The 19,639-nt window shown below is 60.9% G+C and carries 18 protein-coding genes and 1 riboswitch; of the genes, 11 read left to right on the top strand and 7 right to left on the bottom strand.

What is annotated here, in order from left to right; genetic code table 11:
• Positions 1–142: 142 nt before the first annotated feature.
• The gene (ahcY, locus tag AC3WN7_RS05445) at positions 143–1,552 is read right to left on the bottom strand and encodes an adenosylhomocysteinase (RefSeq protein ID WP_007975450.1); all 1,410 of its coding nucleotides are present in this window, start codon (positions 1,550–1,552) and stop codon (positions 143–145) included.
• Positions 1,553–1,575: 23 nt separating this feature from the next.
• Positions 1,576–1,675: riboswitch (S-adenosyl-L-homocysteine riboswitch) on the bottom strand.
• Between the two features lie 188 nt (positions 1,676–1,863).
• Here ahcY and AC3WN7_RS05440 point away from each other — a divergent pair.
• Both AC3WN7_RS05440 and AC3WN7_RS05435 read left to right on the top strand, forming a co-directional pair.
• Positions 1,864–2,268 (top strand): acyl-CoA thioesterase, encoded by a 405-nt coding sequence (locus AC3WN7_RS05440; protein WP_007975451.1) that lies wholly within the window; start codon positions 1,864–1,866, stop codon positions 2,266–2,268.
• Positions 2,269–2,444: 176 nt separating this feature from the next.
• A complete protein-coding gene (locus AC3WN7_RS05435; RefSeq protein ID WP_095964174.1) occupies positions 2,445–3,341 on the top strand; it encodes a formate/nitrite transporter family protein in 897 nt (298 codons plus the stop codon).
• A gap of 3 nt (positions 3,342–3,344) precedes the next feature.
• Here AC3WN7_RS05435 and AC3WN7_RS05430 read toward each other — a convergent pair whose 3' ends face one another.
• On the bottom strand, positions 3,345–4,514 hold the full coding sequence (locus tag AC3WN7_RS05430) for an MFS transporter (RefSeq protein ID WP_102673440.1): 1,170 nt from the start codon (positions 4,512–4,514) through the stop codon (positions 3,345–3,347).
• Positions 4,515–4,833: 319 nt separating this feature from the next.
• Between AC3WN7_RS05430 and AC3WN7_RS05425 the strand changes: the two genes are divergently transcribed.
• Entirely contained in the window at positions 4,834–5,667 is an 834-nt protein-coding gene (locus AC3WN7_RS05425) for an EamA family transporter (RefSeq protein WP_095964172.1), read from the top strand.
• Between the two features lie 49 nt (positions 5,668–5,716).
• Positions 5,717–6,100: an MAPEG family protein gene (locus AC3WN7_RS05420; protein ID WP_095964171.1), complete on the top strand. Its 384-nt coding sequence runs from the start codon at positions 5,717–5,719 to the stop codon at positions 6,098–6,100.
• A 142-nt stretch (positions 6,101–6,242) separates the two neighbouring features.
• Here the strand turns inward: AC3WN7_RS05420 and mltA are convergent, their stop codons facing one another.
• On the bottom strand, positions 6,243–7,427 hold the full coding sequence (mltA, locus tag AC3WN7_RS05415; RefSeq protein WP_095964170.1) for a murein transglycosylase A: 1,185 nt from the start codon (positions 7,425–7,427) through the stop codon (positions 6,243–6,245).
• Between the two features lie 128 nt (positions 7,428–7,555).
• On the opposite strand from mltA, the gene AC3WN7_RS05410 reads away from it, so the two are divergent.
• Positions 7,556–8,005 carry a c-type cytochrome gene (locus tag AC3WN7_RS05410; protein WP_102673438.1) on the top strand — a complete coding sequence of 150 codons (450 nt, stop codon included), beginning with the start codon at positions 7,556–7,558 and terminating at the stop codon, positions 8,003–8,005.
• A gap of 159 nt (positions 8,006–8,164) precedes the next feature.
• Here the strand turns inward: AC3WN7_RS05410 and AC3WN7_RS05405 are convergent, their stop codons facing one another.
• From AC3WN7_RS05405 to AC3WN7_RS05390, 4 genes are all read right to left on the bottom strand, one after another.
• Complete coding sequence (locus tag AC3WN7_RS05405; RefSeq protein WP_095964168.1) at positions 8,165–8,560, bottom strand: DUF1090 domain-containing protein; 396 nt, start codon at positions 8,558–8,560, stop codon at positions 8,165–8,167.
• Positions 8,561–8,656: 96 nt separating this feature from the next.
• Positions 8,657–10,336 carry an NAD-dependent DNA ligase LigB gene (gene ligB / locus AC3WN7_RS05400; RefSeq protein WP_102673436.1) on the bottom strand — a complete coding sequence of 560 codons (1,680 nt, stop codon included), beginning with the start codon at positions 10,334–10,336 and terminating at the stop codon, positions 8,657–8,659.
• A 271-nt stretch (positions 10,337–10,607) separates the two neighbouring features.
• Complete coding sequence (gene metK / locus AC3WN7_RS05395) at positions 10,608–11,798, bottom strand: methionine adenosyltransferase (RefSeq protein WP_008050251.1); 1,191 nt, start codon at positions 11,796–11,798, stop codon at positions 10,608–10,610.
• A gap of 18 nt (positions 11,799–11,816) precedes the next feature.
• On the bottom strand, positions 11,817–12,812 hold the full coding sequence (locus tag AC3WN7_RS05390; RefSeq protein ID WP_095964166.1) for an ArsR/SmtB family transcription factor: 996 nt from the start codon (positions 12,810–12,812) through the stop codon (positions 11,817–11,819).
• Positions 12,813–13,074: 262 nt separating this feature from the next.
• Between AC3WN7_RS05390 and tkt the strand changes: the two genes are divergently transcribed.
• The 6 genes from tkt to fba all read left to right on the top strand — a co-directional run bounded on the left by tkt (position 13,075) and on the right by fba (position 19,484).
• Complete coding sequence (gene tkt / locus AC3WN7_RS05385) at positions 13,075–15,072, top strand: transketolase (protein WP_102673435.1); 1,998 nt, start codon at positions 13,075–13,077, stop codon at positions 15,070–15,072.
• Between the two features lie 185 nt (positions 15,073–15,257).
• Positions 15,258–16,310, top strand: a complete 1,053-nt coding sequence (gene epd, locus AC3WN7_RS05380; RefSeq protein ID WP_007975463.1) for an erythrose-4-phosphate dehydrogenase — start codon at positions 15,258–15,260, stop codon at positions 16,308–16,310.
• A gap of 12 nt (positions 16,311–16,322) precedes the next feature.
• Positions 16,323–17,486, top strand: coding sequence for a phosphoglycerate kinase (locus tag AC3WN7_RS05375; RefSeq protein WP_102673434.1), 1,164 nt, complete (start codon positions 16,323–16,325; stop codon positions 17,484–17,486).
• A 35-nt stretch (positions 17,487–17,521) separates the two neighbouring features.
• Positions 17,522–17,743, top strand: a complete 222-nt coding sequence (locus AC3WN7_RS05370; RefSeq protein WP_102673433.1) for a hypothetical protein — start codon at positions 17,522–17,524, stop codon at positions 17,741–17,743.
• Positions 17,744–17,799: 56 nt separating this feature from the next.
• On the top strand, positions 17,800–18,141 hold the full coding sequence (locus AC3WN7_RS05365) for an MliC family protein (RefSeq protein ID WP_095964164.1): 342 nt from the start codon (positions 17,800–17,802) through the stop codon (positions 18,139–18,141).
• A 278-nt stretch (positions 18,142–18,419) separates the two neighbouring features.
• Positions 18,420–19,484, top strand: a complete 1,065-nt coding sequence (gene fba / locus AC3WN7_RS05360; protein ID WP_007981624.1) for a class II fructose-bisphosphate aldolase — start codon at positions 18,420–18,422, stop codon at positions 19,482–19,484.
• Positions 19,485–19,639 lie beyond the last annotated feature (155 nt).

Genomic DNA, 19,639 nt, shown 5'->3' with positions numbered 1-19,639 from the left:
CACGTAAGCCGGACGCAGGCTCCCTGTAGGAGCGAGCTTGCTCGCGAAAAACGTAAAGGCAACGCGTTTATCCAGACAGCACGCGTTATCGTTGACGTCCATCGCGAGCAAGCTCGCTCCTACAAGGGAGCAGCAGGGCGTATCAGTAGCGGTAAGCGTGCGGCTTGAACGGACCTTCGACGGTCACGCCGATGTAGTCGGCCTGGGTCTTGGTCAGTTGAGTCACAACGCCGCCGAAGCCACGGACCATTTCCAGGGCTACTTCTTCGTCGAGTTTCTTCGGCAGTACTTCAACGGTCAGGCGCTCGGCTTTCTGGGCTGGCGACAGGTCGGCGTACTTCTGGCCGAACAGGAAGATCTGCGCCAGAACCTGGTTGGCGAACGAACCGTCCATGATGCGGCTCGGGTGGCCGGTGGCGTTGCCCAGGTTAACCAGGCGGCCTTCGGCCAGCAGGATCAGGTAGTCGTCGTTCTGCGGGTCAAAATCGCCAGCGCCGGTGCGGTGGATCTTGTGAACCTGTGGCTTCACTTCTTCCCATGCCCAGTTCTTGCGCATGAAAGCGGTGTCGATTTCGTTGTCGAAGTGGCCGATGTTGCAGACAACGGCGCGCTTCTTCAGAGCCTTGAGCATGTTCGAATCGCAAACATTGACGTTGCCGGTGGTGGTCACGATCAGGTCGATCTTGCCCAGCAGTGCCTTGTCGATGCTGGCTTCGGTACCGTTGTTGATACCGTCGATGAACGGCGAAACCACTTCGAAACCGTCCATGCAGGCTTGCATGGCGCAGATCGGGTCAACTTCGGAAACCTTGACGATCATGCCTTCCTGACGCAGGGACTGAGCGGAACCCTTGCCCACGTCACCGTAGCCGATGACCAGCGCTTGCTTGCCGGACAGCAGGTGGTCGGTGCCGCGCTTGATGGCATCGTTCAGGCTGTGACGGCAGCCGTACTTGTTGTCGTTCTTGCTCTTGGTCACCGAGTCGTTGACGTTGATGGCCGGGATTTTCAGCTCGCCCTTGGCCAGCATGTCCAGCAGGCGGTGAACGCCGGTGGTGGTTTCTTCGGTCACGCCGTGGACGCGATCCAGAACCTGTGGGTACTTCTTGTGCAGCAGCTCGGTCAGGTCGCCGCCGTCGTCGAGGATCATGTTGGCGTCCCATGGCTGGCCATCCTTGAGGATGGTTTGCTCCAGGCACCACTCGTACTCTTGCTCGGTTTCACCTTTCCAGGCGAAAACCGGAATGCCGGCAGCGGCGATGGAAGCGGCGGCCTGATCCTGAGTCGAGAAAATGTTGCAGGACGACCAGCGCACTTCGGCACCCAGGGCAACCAGGGTTTCGATCAGCACGGCAGTCTGGATGGTCATGTGGATGCAGCCGAGGATCTTTGCGCCCTTGAGCGGTTGCTCTTCGGAGTACTTGCGACGCAGACCCATCAGGGCTGGCATTTCGGATTCGGCGATGATGGTTTCGCGACGGCCCCAGGCAGCCAGGGACATGTCGGCGACTTTGTAATCGGTAAAATCTGCAGGCGTGATAACAGCGCTCATGAAGAGCCTCCATTCGTAATGTATGCGAATGGGCGCCGTTGTGCGTTTAGTGTCTGGCTTAAGGCCAGGCAACGCCCCATCCGAGCCTGACAGGTCGAACCTGCTGCAGCGCCCCTCGGACAGGTGGCGGGAAAACGGTATCAAGTGATGATGACCGTTTTGAAACGGTGGCGATTATAGCTTTCTTTGAGCGGCAAGTTGCAAGCTGCAAGCGACAAGCGAGAGCAGGACGGTTTTTACTTGCAGCTTGTGGCTTGAGACTTGAAGCTGGGGGCATCCACCACCATCGTTCAAACGCCTCGGAGCCCCCCATGAATTTCCACACCCGCAAATGGGTAAAACCCGAAGACCTCAATCCTAACGGCACGTTGTTCGGCGGCAGCCTGCTGCGCTGGATCGACGAAGAGGCGGCGATCTACGCCATCGTCCAGTTGGGCAACCAGCGTGTGGTGACCAAGTACATTTCCGAAATCAACTTCGTCAGCGCCTCGCGCCAGGGCGACATCATCGAGCTGGGCATCACCGCCACCGAGTTCGGCCGTACCTCGATCACCCTGACCTGCGAAGTGCGCAACAAGATCACCCGCAAGAGCATCCTCACGGTCGAGAAAATGGTCTTCGTGAATCTCGGTGAAGACGGCTTGCCGGCGCCCCACGGCCGGACCGAGATCAAGTACGTCAAAGACCAGTTCCAGGACGATGACGCCGTTCAGTAAGATCGGCGTCGTTTTCTTCGCGAGCAAGCCCGCTCCCACATTTGAAACGCATTCCAATGTGGGAGCGGGCTTGCTCGCGAAAGCGGTTCTGCATTCGCTGAAGATTTGTCTGGGCACTGAACAGCCGTGAACCCCGCGTGTCGTAGCTAAATAGCCCGCCACTGGTTGCGCACATCATGAACTCGGCACAAGACGGCAAGACCCCGAATCTTTCGGCGCAAGAAGAGCACGATGTCGAAAAGAGCCAGCCGCCCCGTGCCGCCGTGTTGCACGAGATCATCCGCACCCAGGGCGATCAGGAGCTCGAGCGCAGCATTGCCGCTTTGTGGTGGTCGGCGCTGGCGGCGGGGTTGACCATGGGCTTGTCGCTGATGGGCATGGGCCTGCTCAATTCGCGTTTGCCGGACGGCGAGGGATTCAAGGTGATCGCCAGTTTCGGTTATTGCGCCGGTTTCCTCGCGGTGATCCTCGCGCGTCAGCAACTGTTCACCGAAAACACCCTGACCGCCGTGCTGCCGGTGATGACGAAGCCGACCCTGGCCAACTTCGGCCGTCTGCTGCGGCTGTGGACGGTGGTGCTGATCGGTAACCTCTGCGGCACCTTGCTGGTGGCGTACGTGATGCTGGAGCTGCCGATTTTCGACAGCAAGACCGACGTCGCCTTCCTCGATATCGGTCGCAAGGTCATGGAAAACCACGCCAGCCAGATGTTCGCCAAGGGCATCGTTTCCGGCTGGATGATCGCGACCATGGTCTGGATGATTCCGTCCATGGAGAGCGCCAAGATGTGGATCATCATCCTCATCACCTACCTCATGGCGCTGGGAGACTTCACCCACATCGTCGTCGGCTCGTTGGAGGTTTCGTATCTGGTGTTTGCCGGGGAGTTGCCGTGGAAGGACTTCTGGCTGGTGTTCGCCGGGCCGACGCTGGTGGGGAACATCATAGGTGGCAGCTTTATTTTCGCGCTGATCAGTCATGCGCAGATTCGCAGCGAAAGCGGGCCGCCGAAAGCATCAGCGGATCAGAGCGAAGCTGCTGATCCGCAGAAGATCAAAAAACCATCAAGGTGATGCTCAGCCCGCTACATTCAGCGCAGCCGCACCGCGACGCTGGCGATAGATGAAGAACAGTGCGGTCAGCACGGTCAAGCCGCTGACCAGTGCGCCGGTCCACGGCAAGTCCGCCAGGTCCGCGCCGCTGGCCACTACCAGGCCGCCAATCCATGCGCCGGCGGCGTTGCCGAGGTTGAAGGCACTCTGGTTCAGCGTTGAGCCGAGGTTCGGTGCTTCATGGGCCTGATCGATGATCAGCAGTTGCAGGATCGGGCACAGCGCGAAGGCGAACGTCCCCCACAGCACCAGTGTGATTGCCGCCGGGATCACCGATTGGCTGGTTTGTGTGAATGCCGCCAGCACCACCAGCACCGCCAATGCCATGCCCACCAGCGATGGCAGCAAGCGGCTGTCCGCCAGACGACCGCCGAGCATGCTGCCGGCGGTCAAGCCAACACCGAACAACAGCAACATGATGGTGACGCCGTGGGGGCTGACGCCAGTGATGTCCTGCAGGATCGGCGCGATGTAAGTGAACACACTGAACAGGCTGGTCGAGGCCAGCACGCTCATGCCCAGGGCCAGCAGCACGTTGGCCTTGCCCAGCACCTTGAACTCGCTGGCCAGGTTGGCTTTATCCATCGCGATGTTTTTTGGCAGCCAGACCCATTGCGCAATCGCGGCCAGCACACCGATCACCGACACCGCCCAGAACGTCGAGCGCCAACCCGCGAATTGCCCGAGCGCGGTACCCAATGGCACGCCGAGCACGTTGGCCAGGGTCAGGCCGGTGAACATCATGGCAATCGCCTGGGCCCGTTTGTTGGGGGCAACCAGTCCTGCAGCCACCACCGAACCGATGCCGAAAAATGCGCCGTGGCAGAGTGCCGTGATCACCCGCGCGGCCATCAGCGTGGCGTAATTCGGTGCCAGCGCGCAGAGCATATTGCCGAGGATGAACATCAGCGTCATACCCAGCAGGGTGGCTTTGCGCGGCATGTTGGCGGTGCCGACGGCGAGGATCGGCGCACCGAACACCACACCCAGGGCGTAACCGGTGATCAGCAATCCGGCATCGGGAATGCTGACGCCGAGATCGCGGGCGACGTCGGGCAACAGGCCCATGATGACGAATTCGGTGGTGCCGATGCCGAAGGCGGCAACAGCGAGGGCAAGCAAAGCGAGTGGCATGCGCAAGGTCTCTGTCGGTAGTCTTGACGCTGTGATCAGGCATACGCAGGCCGACGACCGTTCTCGATGAGAGCGGGCCGGACAGGATTTTTATTGGAATTGGTCTGTGCGCAACTGAGTGCGGCGTGGTCGTTTGCAGTATAAACAGCTGCTGACATATGGCGAATCAATTCTCTGCCCGGATTCTCTGTAGGAGCGAGCTTGCTCGCGAAAGACGTCAAGTCGACGCGTTTATCCAGACAGCACGCGTTATCGTTAACGTCCATCGCGAGCAAGCTCGCTCCTACAGGGATCGTGTAGACAACAAAAGGAGTGGGCCGTGCTTGCGACGGCGTTGGTGTTGGTGGCGGCGCTGTTGCACGCGGCGTGGAATACTCTGATCAAGTTCAGTGCGGAGCGGCTGTTGGTGGTGGCCTGCATGGACAGCGTGGCGCTGCTCTTTGTCGCGCTGATGGTGCCGTTCCTGAGCATGCCGCCGCTGGAGATCTGGCCGTGGATCCTGGCCTCGGCAGCGTTCGAGTTGCTCTATCGCTACTTGCTGATCCAGGCCTATCGGGTCGGCGACCTCGGGCTGGTTTATCCGCTGATGCGCGGCCTGTCACCGTTGGTGGTGCTGGCTCTGACGCTGATTTTTGCCGGGGAGGTGCTGACCCATCAGCAGATTTTCGGAATCCTGCTGATCCCGGTCGGCATGCTGTGCCTGCTCTGGCAGGGGGGTGGCGGTGCGCGTTTGCCGTGGTCGATGCTGCCGGTGGTGGCGTTGATCGGCCTGTGCATCGGTTGCTACACCTACATCGACGGTCAGGCCTTGCGGCGCTGGTCTCATCCTCTGGATTATCTGGTCTGGGTCACCTTGCTCAGTGCCTGGCCGTTTCCATTGTTGGCATTGGTGCGCAAGCGCCCCGCGTTCATGCTGTTCTGGCGCGAACAGTGGCGCCTGGGCCTGGCGGTCGGGTTTTGCGTGTTGTTCAGCTACGCTCTGGTGCTGTGGGCGATGCAATTGGGCTCGATTGCAGAAGCGGCAGCGTTGCGGGAGATCAGCGTCATTCTGGTGGTGCTGTTTGGCATGCGTTACCTCAAAGAACCTTTTGGCGGGCCACGCCTCTTAGCCTGTGGGCTGGTGCTGATCGGCATACTGGTGATGAAGTTTTGATCGCCGTTGATGGATTCGATTTTCTACAACATGAAGAAGGGACTGCGTAATGACGGTTGCTCTGTGGTGCATTTTGATTGCGATCTTCCTGCCGTATCTGTGCACGGGTGTCGCGAAGGTCAGTGGCGGGTACCGACTGAAAGACAATCATGATCCACGAGGGTTTCTCGACTCCCTGGAGGGTTTGGGCAAGCGGGCGAATGCGGCGCAGCTGAACAGTTTTGAAGTGACGCCGGCGTTTGCAGCCGCGGTGATCGTGGCGCACCTGGCGGGCAACGCCGAATTGGTGACCATCAATGTGTTGTCGGTGTTGTTCATCACCAGCCGTCTGCTTTTCATCATTTTCTATCTGGCGGACCTGGCGACGCTGCGGTCGTTGATGTGGTTCGTGGGGATGGGGCTGATCGTGAGTTTCTTTGTGGTGTCCGTCTGAGTCTCAGGCGCTAATCAAGGCCTCTTCGCGAGCAAGCCCGCTCCCACATTTGATCCTCAGTGGACACAGATTCTGTGTTCGACAGTGATCCGGTGTGGGAGCGGGCTTGCTCGCGAAAGCTGTCTGTCAGGCGATGCGAGACTCAAGGATTGGTTTTAACCGCATCCGCCACCTGCGGCACTTGCGGTAACGCCGCACCTTTGGGCCAGAGCATCCAGATCTGCCCCTGCTGTTTCATGTCCCCGGCCAGTTGCCCGGCCGCATCGCCGGTGCCCCAGAACAGATCCGCCCGGACTTCACCGGCAATCGCGCCGCCGGTGTCTTGAGCTGCCACAGGTCGAACCAGGGCTGTGCCGTCCGGCTTGGTGGTGGACAGCCACAGCAGGCTGCCCAGTGGAATCACCTTGCGATCCACGGCTGCGCTGTAACCGGCGGTCAAGGGTACGTTCAACGAACCGCGCGGACCTTCGTTGCTGTCCGGGTTACGGGTGAAGAACACATAGCTGGGGTTGCTGCCGAGCAGTTCGGGAATCCGCGACGGATTGGCCTTGGCCCAGGTGCTGATGGCGCCCATGGTCACGTCTTCTTTTTTCAACTCGCCCTGTTCCACCAGCCAGCGGCCGATCGGTCGATACGGATGGCCGTTCTGGTCGGCATAGGCGATGCGCAACTGGCGGCCGTTATCGAGCTGGATGCGACCCGAACCCTGGATTTGCAGGAACTGCAGGTTCATCGGATCGGTCAGCCAGGCCACGACCGGTGCCTTGACCCCTTTGCTCTCGATGGTTGCCGCATCGTCGTACGGTTTGAGCACGCGACCTTCAAGTCGACCGCGCAGGCGTTTGCCCTTGAGTTCCGGGTAAATGCTGTCGAGGGCGACGATGATCATGTCTTCGGGGACGCCATAGACCGGGACATTGGCCATGCCGGTCTGGGTCAGGCTGCCCGGATAGACCGGCTCGTAGTAGCCGGTGATCAAGCCGTTGGGGTTGTCGTTGGCGGCGCGCAGGCCATACACATCGAGGTTCTGTTTCAGAAAGCCGCGAATGTCGCTGGCGGTTTGCGGCACGTTGGCCGCCGCCGCGCAGGTGCCACCCCAGACCGGGTCGGCCTTGAGTCGGGTGCAGGCGCTGCGCCAGGAGCCGAAACCGGCGACCAGGTCGGTGTCGGACACCGCCGGCAGCGCTTCCCATGTAGCGCTGGAGTAAGTGGCCAGGGCATGGGTTTTCGGTTGTTGCTTGTCGCCACCGGTGCAGCCTGCGAGCAGGGCCATCATCGGCAGGGTCCAGGCCAGGCTGTGACGCCATGCCTTGAAACGGCTGTTCATGGAGTGATTCCTTTGCCGGTTGCCTGATCGCTCCATGCGCTCAAGCAACCCTTATTGATAATAGGGCTATTGGTCTTTGCCGATGACGCGAGGATACTGGCCGCCGTTTCCCGTGACCTGAAGCCACCATGACTCTTAAAAGACTTTCTGTTGTATTGCTGGCCTGCCTGACATTGTCCGCTTGTGGCGGTGTTGACCCCAACTCGCCGCTCGGTCAGCGCAAGGCCATTTTCAAGCAGATGCTCAAGACCGGCGAAGACCTGGGCGGTATGTTGCGCGGACGTATCCCGTTCGATGGACCGCAATTCGCCGAGGGCGCGATGAAGCTCGATGGGTTGTCCCGTGAGCCGTGGCAACATTTTCCGCAGGCACGTGAGGAGGATCACACCAGCGCCAAGAGCGATGCCTGGGAGCAGCAGGCGCGCTTTCAGGGCATGGCCCGCGATCTTGAATCCGCCACCGGTGAATTGGTGATTGCCAGTCAGATTCAACCCTACAAGGCCAGCAACCTGGGGCCGGCGGTGCAGAAAGTCGAAGATGCTTGCAGTGCGTGTCATAAGGCGTTTCGGGATCATTGATTGGCGTTGTTTGGTCTGACGCCTTCGCGAGCAAGCCCGCTCCCACATTTGATTTTCAGTGGACACAAAATCTGTGCTCGACGGTGATCCAGTGTGGGAGCGGGCTTGCTCGCGAAGGCTGCTTTAGTAGCACCAAAGATCCATGTTCGCTGCCAGTGCTTATTTATCCAGCTCATCCAAAGCGTCCTGCAATTCCTTGCGGGCATCGGCGAGTTTGTCTTTGCGTGTGTTGATCTTCTCGGAGTCACCTTTGCTCATGGCCTTGTCGAGGTCTGCCTGGCGCTTGCTGACTTCGTGCCTGGCGTCGAGCACCTTGTTTTCCCGCTCCTTCTTCAGCGAGGCGTCGGTGCAGTTGGCTTCGACTTCGCTCAGGGCCTTTTCCAGGCCGGCCTGCTGGTCGGCGTTGCCGTGGACCTTGGCCAATTCGATCTGGTTGACGATACCTTGCTTCTTGGCGGCGCAACCGGACAGCCCCGGGGCTTCCTCGTCCGCCATCAACGGGGTTGCCAGCATGCTGCACAGGGCCAGGAGGGCGAGCGGTGAAAGAAATTTCATAAAAGCTCCATGTAAGAAGGCCAGCGGGCCGGTGTGGCAATGGCTTGTTGGAGCCCAGCGGTCCCCAGGGGTTCCCGGTGGGCACAGGGCCGGCAGCTAAAAGCCGTCAATCCCCGTTTCACGTAACGTTTCACTCAAGGCCAGGACCTGCGGATTGCGGAAAAAAGCGTTTAGTTGCGCCGCGCGTCCCGGCCCGATACCGGCCTCGGCCCGCCATTGCTCGATGTCTCGCTGCGCCAGCGTCTGCCATGAATCGCCGAGAGACACCGGACCTGTCGGCGGCAATCCCAGGGCTTTCAGCCAGTGCGCGAACGGGCGTTGCCGGGCCCGGTTGAAGCTGTCTGCAAGGCGAGTCGCACCGCGTTCGCCGAAACCGTCAATGGTAGCAAGCTCTTGGGCATCAAGGGTCAACCAATCCAGCAGACCGTTCAGGCGACCTGTTGCAAGAAGTTTTTCCCAAGTGCCCGGACCGACATAGGGCAGCGCCAGACCCTGTTTGCCGCTGAGCCAGGTCAGGCGTGCGAGAAATTGGCCCTCACAACCCGGAGTCGGTTGCCAGCAACTCAATGAATGAAAGTCCGCTGCCTTCGGCACGGTCAATTCGACGCGCTCGCTGCTGCGCAACACGACGTCATCGAGCCTGGGAATGGTCAGCCCGGCCAGGCTGATGGCGACCTGATCGCCCGGACGTATGTCCATTGCCCGCCAGCGTTGCAGCGAGCTGACGCTGACGCGTTTGATCTGCCGGTCATCGAGCGTCACCGGGGTCAGTTCAAGCACCGGAGTGATCCGCCCGGTCCGGCCGATGTTGAAATGAACCTGGCGGACTTCGGCCAGTGCCTGGGCGAACGGATATTTCCAGGCGATGGCCCAGTAGGGTGGCCGGGCTTGCCAGCGTTCGGCGGCCGGACGCTGGTTCTGGCGCAGGACGATGCCGTCGCTGGCAAAGGGCAGGGAGGCGCGATACCAGTGTTCGCGCCAGCGTTCGGCATCGCTGACGGAGGCGATTGGCTGGCTGTATGCCGTGGTACTGGGGAAGCCCAGCGCCGTCAGCGCTGCGGCCTGGGCGGGTGTGCTTGTCGGCCCTTGGGGCCAGTCCCAGACAAACAGGTCGATGCCGGCGGCCTGTTCGGTGCTCAAGACCTTGCGCGCCATCAGGCCCGCCACCGTGGCGCGGGCGTTGAGGCTGCCAGCGCGGGCCTGCACATGATCGGTCAGGCGCCAATACAGTTCACCTTGCACGAGCAGATCCCGGGGCTGGGATAGCTGCTGCGGGATGGCCGGAATCTGTCGTGCCGGAGTGGTCCAGTCCTGGCCGCTCTCGCCGTCTCCGCGGCTGATGGCCTGGGTCAGCAGACCATTACGGTAAACCAGGGTCACCGCCACCCCGTCGATTTTAGGCTGGGCCCAGACGTCCACCCGGTCACGCAGCCATTTTTCGACGGCGGGCCGATCATGCAGTTTGCCCAGTCCGGTGTGGGCGATGGGATGGGGCAGCGCGCCCCGCGCAGTGCGCAAGGGGTGTGCGGGCGGGTTCAGGTTGAAGCAGTGGCGCCATTGGGTGAGTCGCGCGCGGGACTGGTCGTAGAGTTCATCGGCGACCAGTGAATGTCCCTGGCGGTGATAGGTGTCGTCCCATAAGTCGATCTGTTGTTGCAGTGTGCCGACTTCCTTCAGGGCGCGTTCGGATGGCCAGTCCGGGCACTCGGTGGCGCTGGTGTTCAGGCAGGCAAGGGTCAGCAGGGCGGCGAAAAACAGGCGCAGGTCGGGAAGCATCTTGAGCGTCCTTGCTCGGTGAGGTGCGTGAAGGCTAGGTCAGTATCTGTTGGTGCAGCGGGTGGGGTTTTTACCGAGTGTTTCTGGTGACTGGGCGGGCCTCTTCGCGAGCAAGCCCGCTCTCACAGGGTTATGAGTTAGTCGGAACACCGCCGTCAACTGTGGGAGCGGGCTTGCTCGCGAAGGCTGCGACGCGGTGTAAAGCGAATCCCCAATAAAAAGCCCCGCAAGGCGCGAACCGTGCGGGGCTTCGGGTGTTGCGGGGGAAGTCTTACAGGCCGGCAGCAGAACGCAGGGCGTCGGCGCGGTCGGTTTTCTCCCAGGTGAACGTGGTGAAGGTGTCGTCACCAACGGTCTTGGTCGCCGGGGTGCGACCGAAGTGGCCGTACGCAGCGGTTTCCTGATACATCGGGTGCAGCAGGTCGAGCATGGTGGTGATCGCGTATGGACGCAGGTCGAACACTTCGCGAACCAGTTTGACGATCTTGTCGTCGCTGATCTTGCCGGTGCCGAAGGTGTTCAATGAGATCGAAGTCGGTTGGGCAACACCGATCGCGTAGGAAACCTGGATCTCGCAACGCTCGGCCAGGCCGGCGGCAACGATGTTCTTGGCCACGTAACGACCGGCGTAGGCCGCCGAACGGTCAACCTTCGATGGATCCTTACCGGAGAACGCGCCACCGCCGTGACGGGCCATGCCGCCGTAGCTGTCGACGATGATCTTGCGACCGGTCAGGCCGCAGTCACCCACCGGGCCGCCAATGATGAACTGGCCGGTCGGGTTGATGTGGAACTGGGTGTCCTTGCTCAGCAGCTCGGCAGGCAGCACGTGCTTGACGATCAACTCCATCACGCCTTCGCGCAGGTCGTTGTACGACACTTCCGGGTTGTGCTGGGTCGACAGGACGACCGCGTCGATACCGACAACCTTGCCGTTTTCGTAGCGGCAGGTCACTTGCGACTTGGCGTCCGGACGCAGCCAAGGCAGCAGGCCGGATTTGCGGGCTTCGGCCTGGCGCTGCACCAGCTGGTGCGAGAAGGTGATAGGCGCAGGCATCAGCACGTCTGTTTCGTTGCTGGCGTAGCCGAACATCAGGCCCTGGTCGCCGGCACCCTGATCTTCAGGCTTGGCACGGTCGACACCCTGGTTGATGTCAGGGGACTGCTTGCCGATGATGTTCATCACGCCGCAGGTGGCGCCGTCGAAGCCGACGTCGGAGCTGGTGTAGCCGATGTTGGTGATCACGTCACGAACGATCTGCTCCAGGTCAACCCAGGCCGAAGTGGTGACTTCGCCGGCGATGATGGCCACGCCCGTTTTCACCAGAGTCTCGCACGCCACACGGGCGAACTTGTCTTCAGCAATGATGGCGTCCAGCACCGCATCAGAAATCTGGTCGGCGATTTTGTCCGGATGCCCTTCAGACACGGACTCGGAGGTGAAAAGGGAGTATTCGCTCATCTCGATGTTTTCCTGAAATTACCGATGGTGAGTGTCGCCAGCCGGTCGCTGAAAGTGGCGGACCTGGATCTGGAAACCATTACGTAAGCCTACATAGAGGCTTTCCCCGGGAACGAGTCCCGCAGCGGTGGCCCAACGGGCCAGATCGTCCTGTTCAAACCCCAGCCAGAGATCACCGCAGGCCTCCTTGGCCCAACTCTGGTTGTGGCTGCATAACTCTGTCACCAACAGGCTACCGCCTGGTTGCAGCAAATTGGCCATGTGCTTGAGCGCATCGGCCGGTGCGGCAAAATGGTGCAGCACCATGTTCAGTACCACGCAATCGGCCTTGAGGCTGACGCCGTTCAATGCATCGGCCAATTGCAGGCTGACGTTAGTCAGCTTGTCGCGTTCGCAGACCTGGCGCGCCAGTTCGAGCATCGCGGTGCTGTTGTCCAGCGCCGTGACCTGTGAAAAGCGGCGCGCCAGTTCCGGCAGGAATGCGCCATCGCCGGGGCCGACTTCAATGGCCGTGGCGTCTTTGCCCAGGCTCAACTTGTCGAGCAGGGCCACCACGCTTTCGCGGTACTGCGGCAGGCCGGCGATCAAGTCTTGCTGGGCGCGAAACTTCTCCGCTACCCGTGAGAAAAAGTCCTGGCTGGCGGCTGCTCGTTGCCCGTGGACCTGGGCGATGCGCGCCTGCACTTCGGCTGGCAGCGTCAGGTTGTCCACTTCTTCGAGCAGGGCTGCGTGCAATTTGCCGCCCAGCAGTTCGGTATGGGGCAGGGCGCGACGGTAAAAAATCGCATTGCCTTCGCGGCGTGTTGCCACCAGGCCGGCCTGGGCCAGGACCTTGAGGTGGTGGCTCATGCCTGACTGGCCGATGCCGAAGATCTGCGCCAGTTCCAGCACGCCAAACGAATCGTTGGCCAGTGCGCGCAAAACATTCAACCGCAGGGGGTCGCCGCCAGCCTTGCACAGGGCCGCCAGCTCATCGCAATCGTCATGTTGAATGGAGGGCACGCGTAAGTTCATAAGGCCGGCAGTCTAGTCACGGGTCGAAGGCATCGCAAGAGCAATATCAAAAAGTTTTGATATTGCTCGATAGATGGCACTTCTCGACGTTAGCTTCAGTCAACAAACGAACAGCGGAAAGGTTTCATCAGGCGAATACGTCGTTATCCATTGGAAAAACGCCTTCAGATGACTATCTGTCATTGCCCCGAGGCGTCCGGGTGAGGGAAAATGCTCGCCTTTTTTCCGTTTCGTTTTATTCAAGTCCCCCAGGAGAACAGCGATGCCTAGCCGTCGTGAGCGTGCCAACGCCATTCGTGCCCTCAGCATGGATGCCGTGCAAAAAGCCAACAGCGGCCATCCCGGTGCCCCAATGGGTATGGCGGATATCGCCGAGGTACTTTGGCGCGACTACCTCAAGCACAACCCGAGCAATCCATCGTTCGCCGACCGTGACCGCTTCGTGCTGTCCAACGGCCACGGCTCGATGCTGATCTACTCGCTGCTGCACCTGACCGGCTACGACCTGTCGATCGATGACCTCAAGCAGTTCCGTCAACTGCACAGCCGCACTCCGGGCCACCCGGAACTCGGCTACACCCCGGGCGTAGAAACCACCACCGGTCCACTGGGCCAGGGCCTGGCCAACGCCGTGGGTTTTGCCCTGGCGGAAAAAGTCATGGCGGCGCAGTTCAACCGTCCTGGCCACAACATCGTCGACCACCACACCTATGTGTTCCTGGGTGATGGCTGCATGATGGAAGGCATTTCCCACGAAGTCGCTTCCCTGGCCGGTACCCTGGGCCTGGGCAAGCTGATCGCCTTCTACGATGACAACGGTATCTCCATCGACGGCGAAGTCGAAGGCTGGTTCACCGACGACACGCCGAAGCGTTTCGAATCCTACAACTGGCAAGTGATCCGCAACGTCGACGGTCACGATCCGGAAGAGATCAAGACCGCAATCGACACTGCACGCAAAAGCGCGCAGCCAACCCTGATCTGCTGCAAGACCACCATCGGCTTCGGTTCGCCGAACAAGCAAGGCAAGGAAGACTGCCACGGTGCCCCACTGGGTGACGCGGAAATCGCCCTGACCCGTGCGGCGCTGAAGTGGAACCACGGCCCGTTCGAAATCCCGGCCGACATTTACGCCGAGTGGGACGCCAAGGAAGCAGGTAAAGCTGTCGAAGCCGAGTGGGACCAGTGTTTCGCTGCCTACTCCGCTGCCTTCCCGACTGAAGCCAACGAACTGATTCGTCGCCTGAGCGGTGACCTGCCAGCTGACTTCAGCGAAAAAGCCGCGGCCTACATCGCCGAAGTGGCTGCCAAGGGCGAAACCATCGCCAGCCGTAAAGCCAGCCAGAATGCACTGAACGCATTTGGCCCGCTGCTGCCCGAATTCCTCGGCGGTTCGGCTGACCTGGCCGGTTCCAACCTGACCCTGTGGAAAGGTTGCAAAGGCGTCACCGCCGAAGACGCCAGCGGCAACTACATGTACTACGGCGTGCGCGAGTTCGGCATGACCGCGATCATGAACGGCGTTGCCCTGCACGGCGGCCTGGTGCCTTACGGCGCGACCTTCCTGATGTTCATGGAATACGCCCGCAACGCAGTGCGCATGTCGGCCCTGATGAAGCAGCGCGTGATCCACGTCTACACCCACGACTCCATCGGTCTGGGCGAAGACGGCCCGACTCACCAGCCAATCGAGCAACTGGCCAGCCTGCGCTGCACGCCGAACCTCGACACCTGGCGTCCAGCCGACGCCGTTGAATCGGCGGTGTGCTGGAAGTACGCGCTGGAGCGCAAGGACGGTCCTTCGGCCCTGATCTTCTCCCGTCAGAACCTGCAGCACCAAACCCGCAATGCGATTCAGATCGAAGAGATCGCGCGTGGCGGTTACGTGTTGAAGGACTGCGCGGGCGAGCCTGAGCTGATCCTGATCGCTACCGGTTCGGAAGTCGGCCTGGCTGTTCAGGCCTTCGACAAACTGACCGAGCAGGGCCGCAAGGTTCGCGTGGTTTCCATGCCGTGCACCAGCGTGTTCGATGCCCAGGACGCCGGCTACAAGCAATCGGTCCTGCCGTTGCAGGTCAGCGCCCGTATCGCCATCGAGGCCGCTCACGCGGACTACTGGTACAAGTACGTGGGCCTGGAAGGCCGCGTGATCGGCATGACCACCTACGGCGAGTCGGCACCTGCGTCGGCCTTGTTCGAAGAGTTCGGCTTCACCCTGGAAAACATCCTGGGTCAGGCTGAAGAACTGCTGGAAGACTAAAACACGCCGCGGTGGCCCAGGCCACCGCGATCCCCTGTAGGAGCGAGCTTGCTCGCGATGGTCGTTAACGATAACGCTGGCTGTCTGGATGAACGCGTTGTCCTGAAGTCCATCGCGAGCAAGCTCGCTCCTACAAGGGTGTGTTGTTAGCGAAAATTCGTCTGACTGCGCCTATCGAGAACCCCATGCCTCAACCGCGTCCCTACAAAGTTGCACTCAACGGCTACGGCCGGATTGGTCGTTGCGTCTTGCGTGCGTTGTTCGAGCGAGGCGACAAGGCCGGGTTTGAAATTGTCGCGATCAACGATCTGGCGGACATGGCCAGCATCGAATACCTGACACGCTTCGACTCCACCCATGGCCGGTTCCCCGGCGAAGTGAAGGTCGACGGCGATTGTCTGCATATTAATGGCGACTGCGTGAAGGTCCTGCGCAGTGCCACCCCCGAAGGCATCGATTGGGCATCCCTGGGCATCGATCTGGTGCTGGAGTGCTCCGGCGCTTATCACACTCGCGAAGACGGCCAGCGTTTCCTCGACGCCGGCGCCCCGCGCGTGCTGTTTTCCCAGCCGATGGCCAGCGAGACGGACGTCGACGCGACCATCGTCTACGGCGTGAACCAGGATTGCCTGACCGGCGATGAACTGCTGGTGTCCAACGCATCCTGCACCACCAACTGCGGCGTGCCGCTGTTGCGCCTGCTGAATCAGGCCATTGGCCTGGATTACGTGTCGATCACCACCATTCACTCGGCGATGAACGATCAGCCGGTCATCGATGCCTATCACCACGAAGACCTGCGCCGCACCCGTTCGGCGTTCCAGTCGGTGATTCCGGTGTCCACCGGTCTGGCGCGTGGTATCGAACGCCTGTTGCCGGAACTTGCCGGACGAATTCAGGCCAAAGCCGTGCGGGTGCCGACGGTCAACGTGTCCTGCCTCGATATCACGATGCAGACCGCCACCGCGACCGACGCCACCGAGGTCAACCGGATCCTGCGCGAAGCCGCCACCAGCGGCCCGCTCAAAGGCCTGCTGGCTTACACCGAGTTACCCCACGCAAGCTGTGATTTCAACCATGACCCACATTCGGCGATCGTCGATGCCAGTCAGACCCGCGTTTCCGGCCCACGGCTGGTGAACATCCTGGCCTGGTTCGACAACGAATGGGGTTTTGCCAACCGAATGCTGGACGTTGCAGAACACTATCTGCAAACAGCAACTTCAAAAAAACCGTAGGAAGTGCGACCCATGACCGTGTTGAAGATGTCCGACCTCGATCTGCAAGGTAAGCGCGTATTGATCCGCGAAGACCTCAACGTCCCAGTCAAGGACGGTGTTGTCACCAGCGATGCGCGTATCCTGGCCTCGCTGCCGACCATCAAGCTGGCCCTGGAAAAAGGCGCGGCCGTGATGGTCTGCTCGCACCTTGGCCGTCCGACCGAAGGCGAGTTCTCGGCCGAGAACAGCCTCAAGCCGGTTGCCGACTACCTGAGCCGTGCCCTGGGCCGTGAAGTGCCGCTGGTGGCCGATTACCTGGGCGGTGTTGACGTCAAGGCCGGCGACATCGTGCTGTTCGAAAACGTGCGCTTCAACAAAGGCGAGAAAAAGAACGCCGATGAACTGGCCCGGCAATACGCTGCCCTGTGCGACGTGTTCGTGATGGACGCCTTCGGCACCGCTCACCGTGCCGAGGGTTCGACCCACGGCGTGGCCAAGTTCGCCAAAGTCGCCGCTGCCGGCCCGCTGCTGGCCGCTGAACTGGACGCACTGGGCAAGGCCCTGGGCGCCCCGGCCCAGCCGATGGCGGCCATCGTCGCCGGCTCCAAGGTGTCGACCAAACTCGACGTACTGAACAGCCTGAGCCAGATCTGCGATCAGTTGATCGTCGGCGGCGGCATTGCCAACACCTTCCTGGCCGCTGCCGGTCACCCGGTCGGCAAGTCGCTGTACGAGCCGGACCTGCTCGACACCGCTCGCGCCATCGCCGCCAAAGTCAGCGTGCCGCTGCCAGTGGACGTAGTGGTCGCCAAGGAATTCGCTGAAAGCGCCGCTGCGACCGTCAAGCTGATCGCAGACGTCGCTGCCGACGACATGATCCTGGACATCGGCCCGCAGACCGCCGCGAACTTCGCCGAACTGCTGAAATCGTCCAAGACCATCCTGTGGAATGGTCCGGTCGGCGTGTTCGAGTTCGACCAGTTCGGCAATGGCACCAAAGTGCTGGCCCAGGCCATCGCAGACAGCGCGGCGTTCTCCATTGCCGGCGGTGGCGACACCCTGGCTGCCATCGACAAATATGGCGTGGCCGAGCAGATCTCCTACATTTCTACCGGTGGCGGCGCGTTCCTCGAGTTCGTCGAAGGCAAGGTGCTGCCAGCCGTTGAAGTCCTGGAAAGCCGGGCCAAGGCCTGAGGGTCGCCCGTTTGACCAGGCAAGGGAGTGTTGACATGGTCAAGACGTTAGCGTTGTTGATCGTCGCAAGTTCGCTGGTGGCGTGCGGGAGTAACCCGAAGGCCACTGCGGAACCGGCGCCGTCCGAGTCGGACAAAGGCTGCTACCAGGCTGACTGGCAGGCCGAAACCAACCCGGTGCTCAACAAGCGTTCCGGGCCCGAAGGCCTGGACAAATACGAGACCCGGACGCCCGCCAAGGAACATGGCTGCCCTTGACGGGTCTGACTCATTACTCAGGGCTGGCAGCGTGCGCCGCCAGTCGAGGGACACGGATGAAAGGTTTTATCGCCGTTACGGCGCTGGCGCTGTTGGCCGGTTGTGCTCAGATGGATCAGTTGAACCCGTTCCAGTCGTCCGCACCTGTGGATAACTGGACCACCTGGACCTGCGACAGCCAGGCCAAAGTGCTGTGGCGCTACACCGACGACAGCCGCAACGAAGTCGATGTGCGCCTGGGCGGTGCCGATCAGGTCTACCGCTTGAAGCAGGAACCGGGTGCATCGGGTTCGCTGTACAGCAATGACATGCTGGCGCTTCACATAAAAGGTGAGGAAGGCCTGGTTTACTGGGTCGCCACCAATGATTTGATCGGCCGTGGCTGTAAGGCTGGGTAACACGATTGATTTGACGTAAAGAGATCCAAATGTGGGAGCGGGCTTGCTCGCGAAAGCGGTGGATCAGCTTGCATAGATGTTGAATGTTGAGCCGCATTCGTCGGAACGCCGCCCGGAGCAAGCCCGCTCCCACAAGGGTTCTGTGCAGTTGTTGAAATTTTGGCAACACCCGAATTCGCAGCCCGGGCTCAACCCCCGATCTGCAATAACTTGAATAGCCGCCGCCGCTACGGCAGGCTGGCACGATTAACGACCCTCAACCGGGAGAGACACACACAATGGCACTTATCAGCATGCGCCAGATGCTGGACCACGCAGCCGAGTTCGGCTACGGCGTTCCAGCCTTCAACGTCAACAACCTTGAGCAGATGCGCGCCATCATGGAAGCCGCTGACAAGACTGACTCCCCGGTGATCGTCCAGGCTTCGGCCGGTGCTCGCAAATACGCCGGTGCACCGTTCCTGCGTCACCTGATCCTGGCGGCAATCGAAGAATTCCCGCACATCCCGGTGTGCATGCACCAGGACCACGGCACCAGCCCTGACGTCTGCCAGCGCTCCATCCAGTTGGGCTTCAGCTCGGTGATGATGGACGGTTCCCTGGGCGAAGACGGCAAGACCCCGACCGACTACGACTACAACGTGCGTGTCACCCAGCAGACCGTGGCCATGGCTCACGCCTGCGGTGTTTCGGTAGAAGGCGAACTGGGTTGCCTGGGTTCGCTGGAAACCGGCATGGCCGGTGAAGAAGACGGCATCGGTGCCGAAGGCGTTCTGGACCACAGCCAGATGCTGACCGACCCGGAAGAAGCCGCTGACTTCGTAAAACGTACTCAGGTGGATGCCCTGGCCATCGCCATCGGTACCAGCCACGGCGCGTACAAGTTCACCAAGCCGCCTACCGGCGACGTGCTGGCCATCGACCGCATCAAGGAAATCCACAAGCGCATTCCGAACACTCACCTGGTGATGCACGGTTCGTCTTCGGTTCCGCAAGAGTGGCTGGCGATCATCAACCAGTACGGTGGCGACATCAAGGAAACCTACGGCGTACCGGTTGAAGAAATCGTCGAAGGCATCAAGCACGGCGTGCGCAAGGTCAACATCGACACCGACCTGCGTCTGGCGTCCACCGGCGCAATGCGTCGCCTGATGGCCACCAACCCGAGCGAGTTCGACCCACGTAAATTCTTCGGCGCCACCGTCACCGCCATGCGCGACGTGTGCATCGCTCGCTACGAAGCCTTCGGCACTGCCGGCAACGCTTCGAAGATCAAGGCGATCTCGCTGGAAGGCATGTATCAGCGTTACCTGAAAGGTGAGTTGAACGCCAAGGTCAACTAAGACCGGGCGTTAAGCTGCACAAATAAAGAACCCGCCGCGAGGCGGGTTTTTTGTGGGCGATGATCCATCGTCGACGCGGTCAGTGTGGGAGCGGGCTTGCTCGCGAAAGCGTTGTGTCATTCAACATCAATGTCGCCTGACATTACGCCTTCGCG

This window comes from Pseudomonas sp. FW305-70 (genome assembly GCF_058783925.1).
Note: the sequence above shows the minus strand (reverse complement) of the source record. Positions and strands in the feature narration are given on the sequence as shown.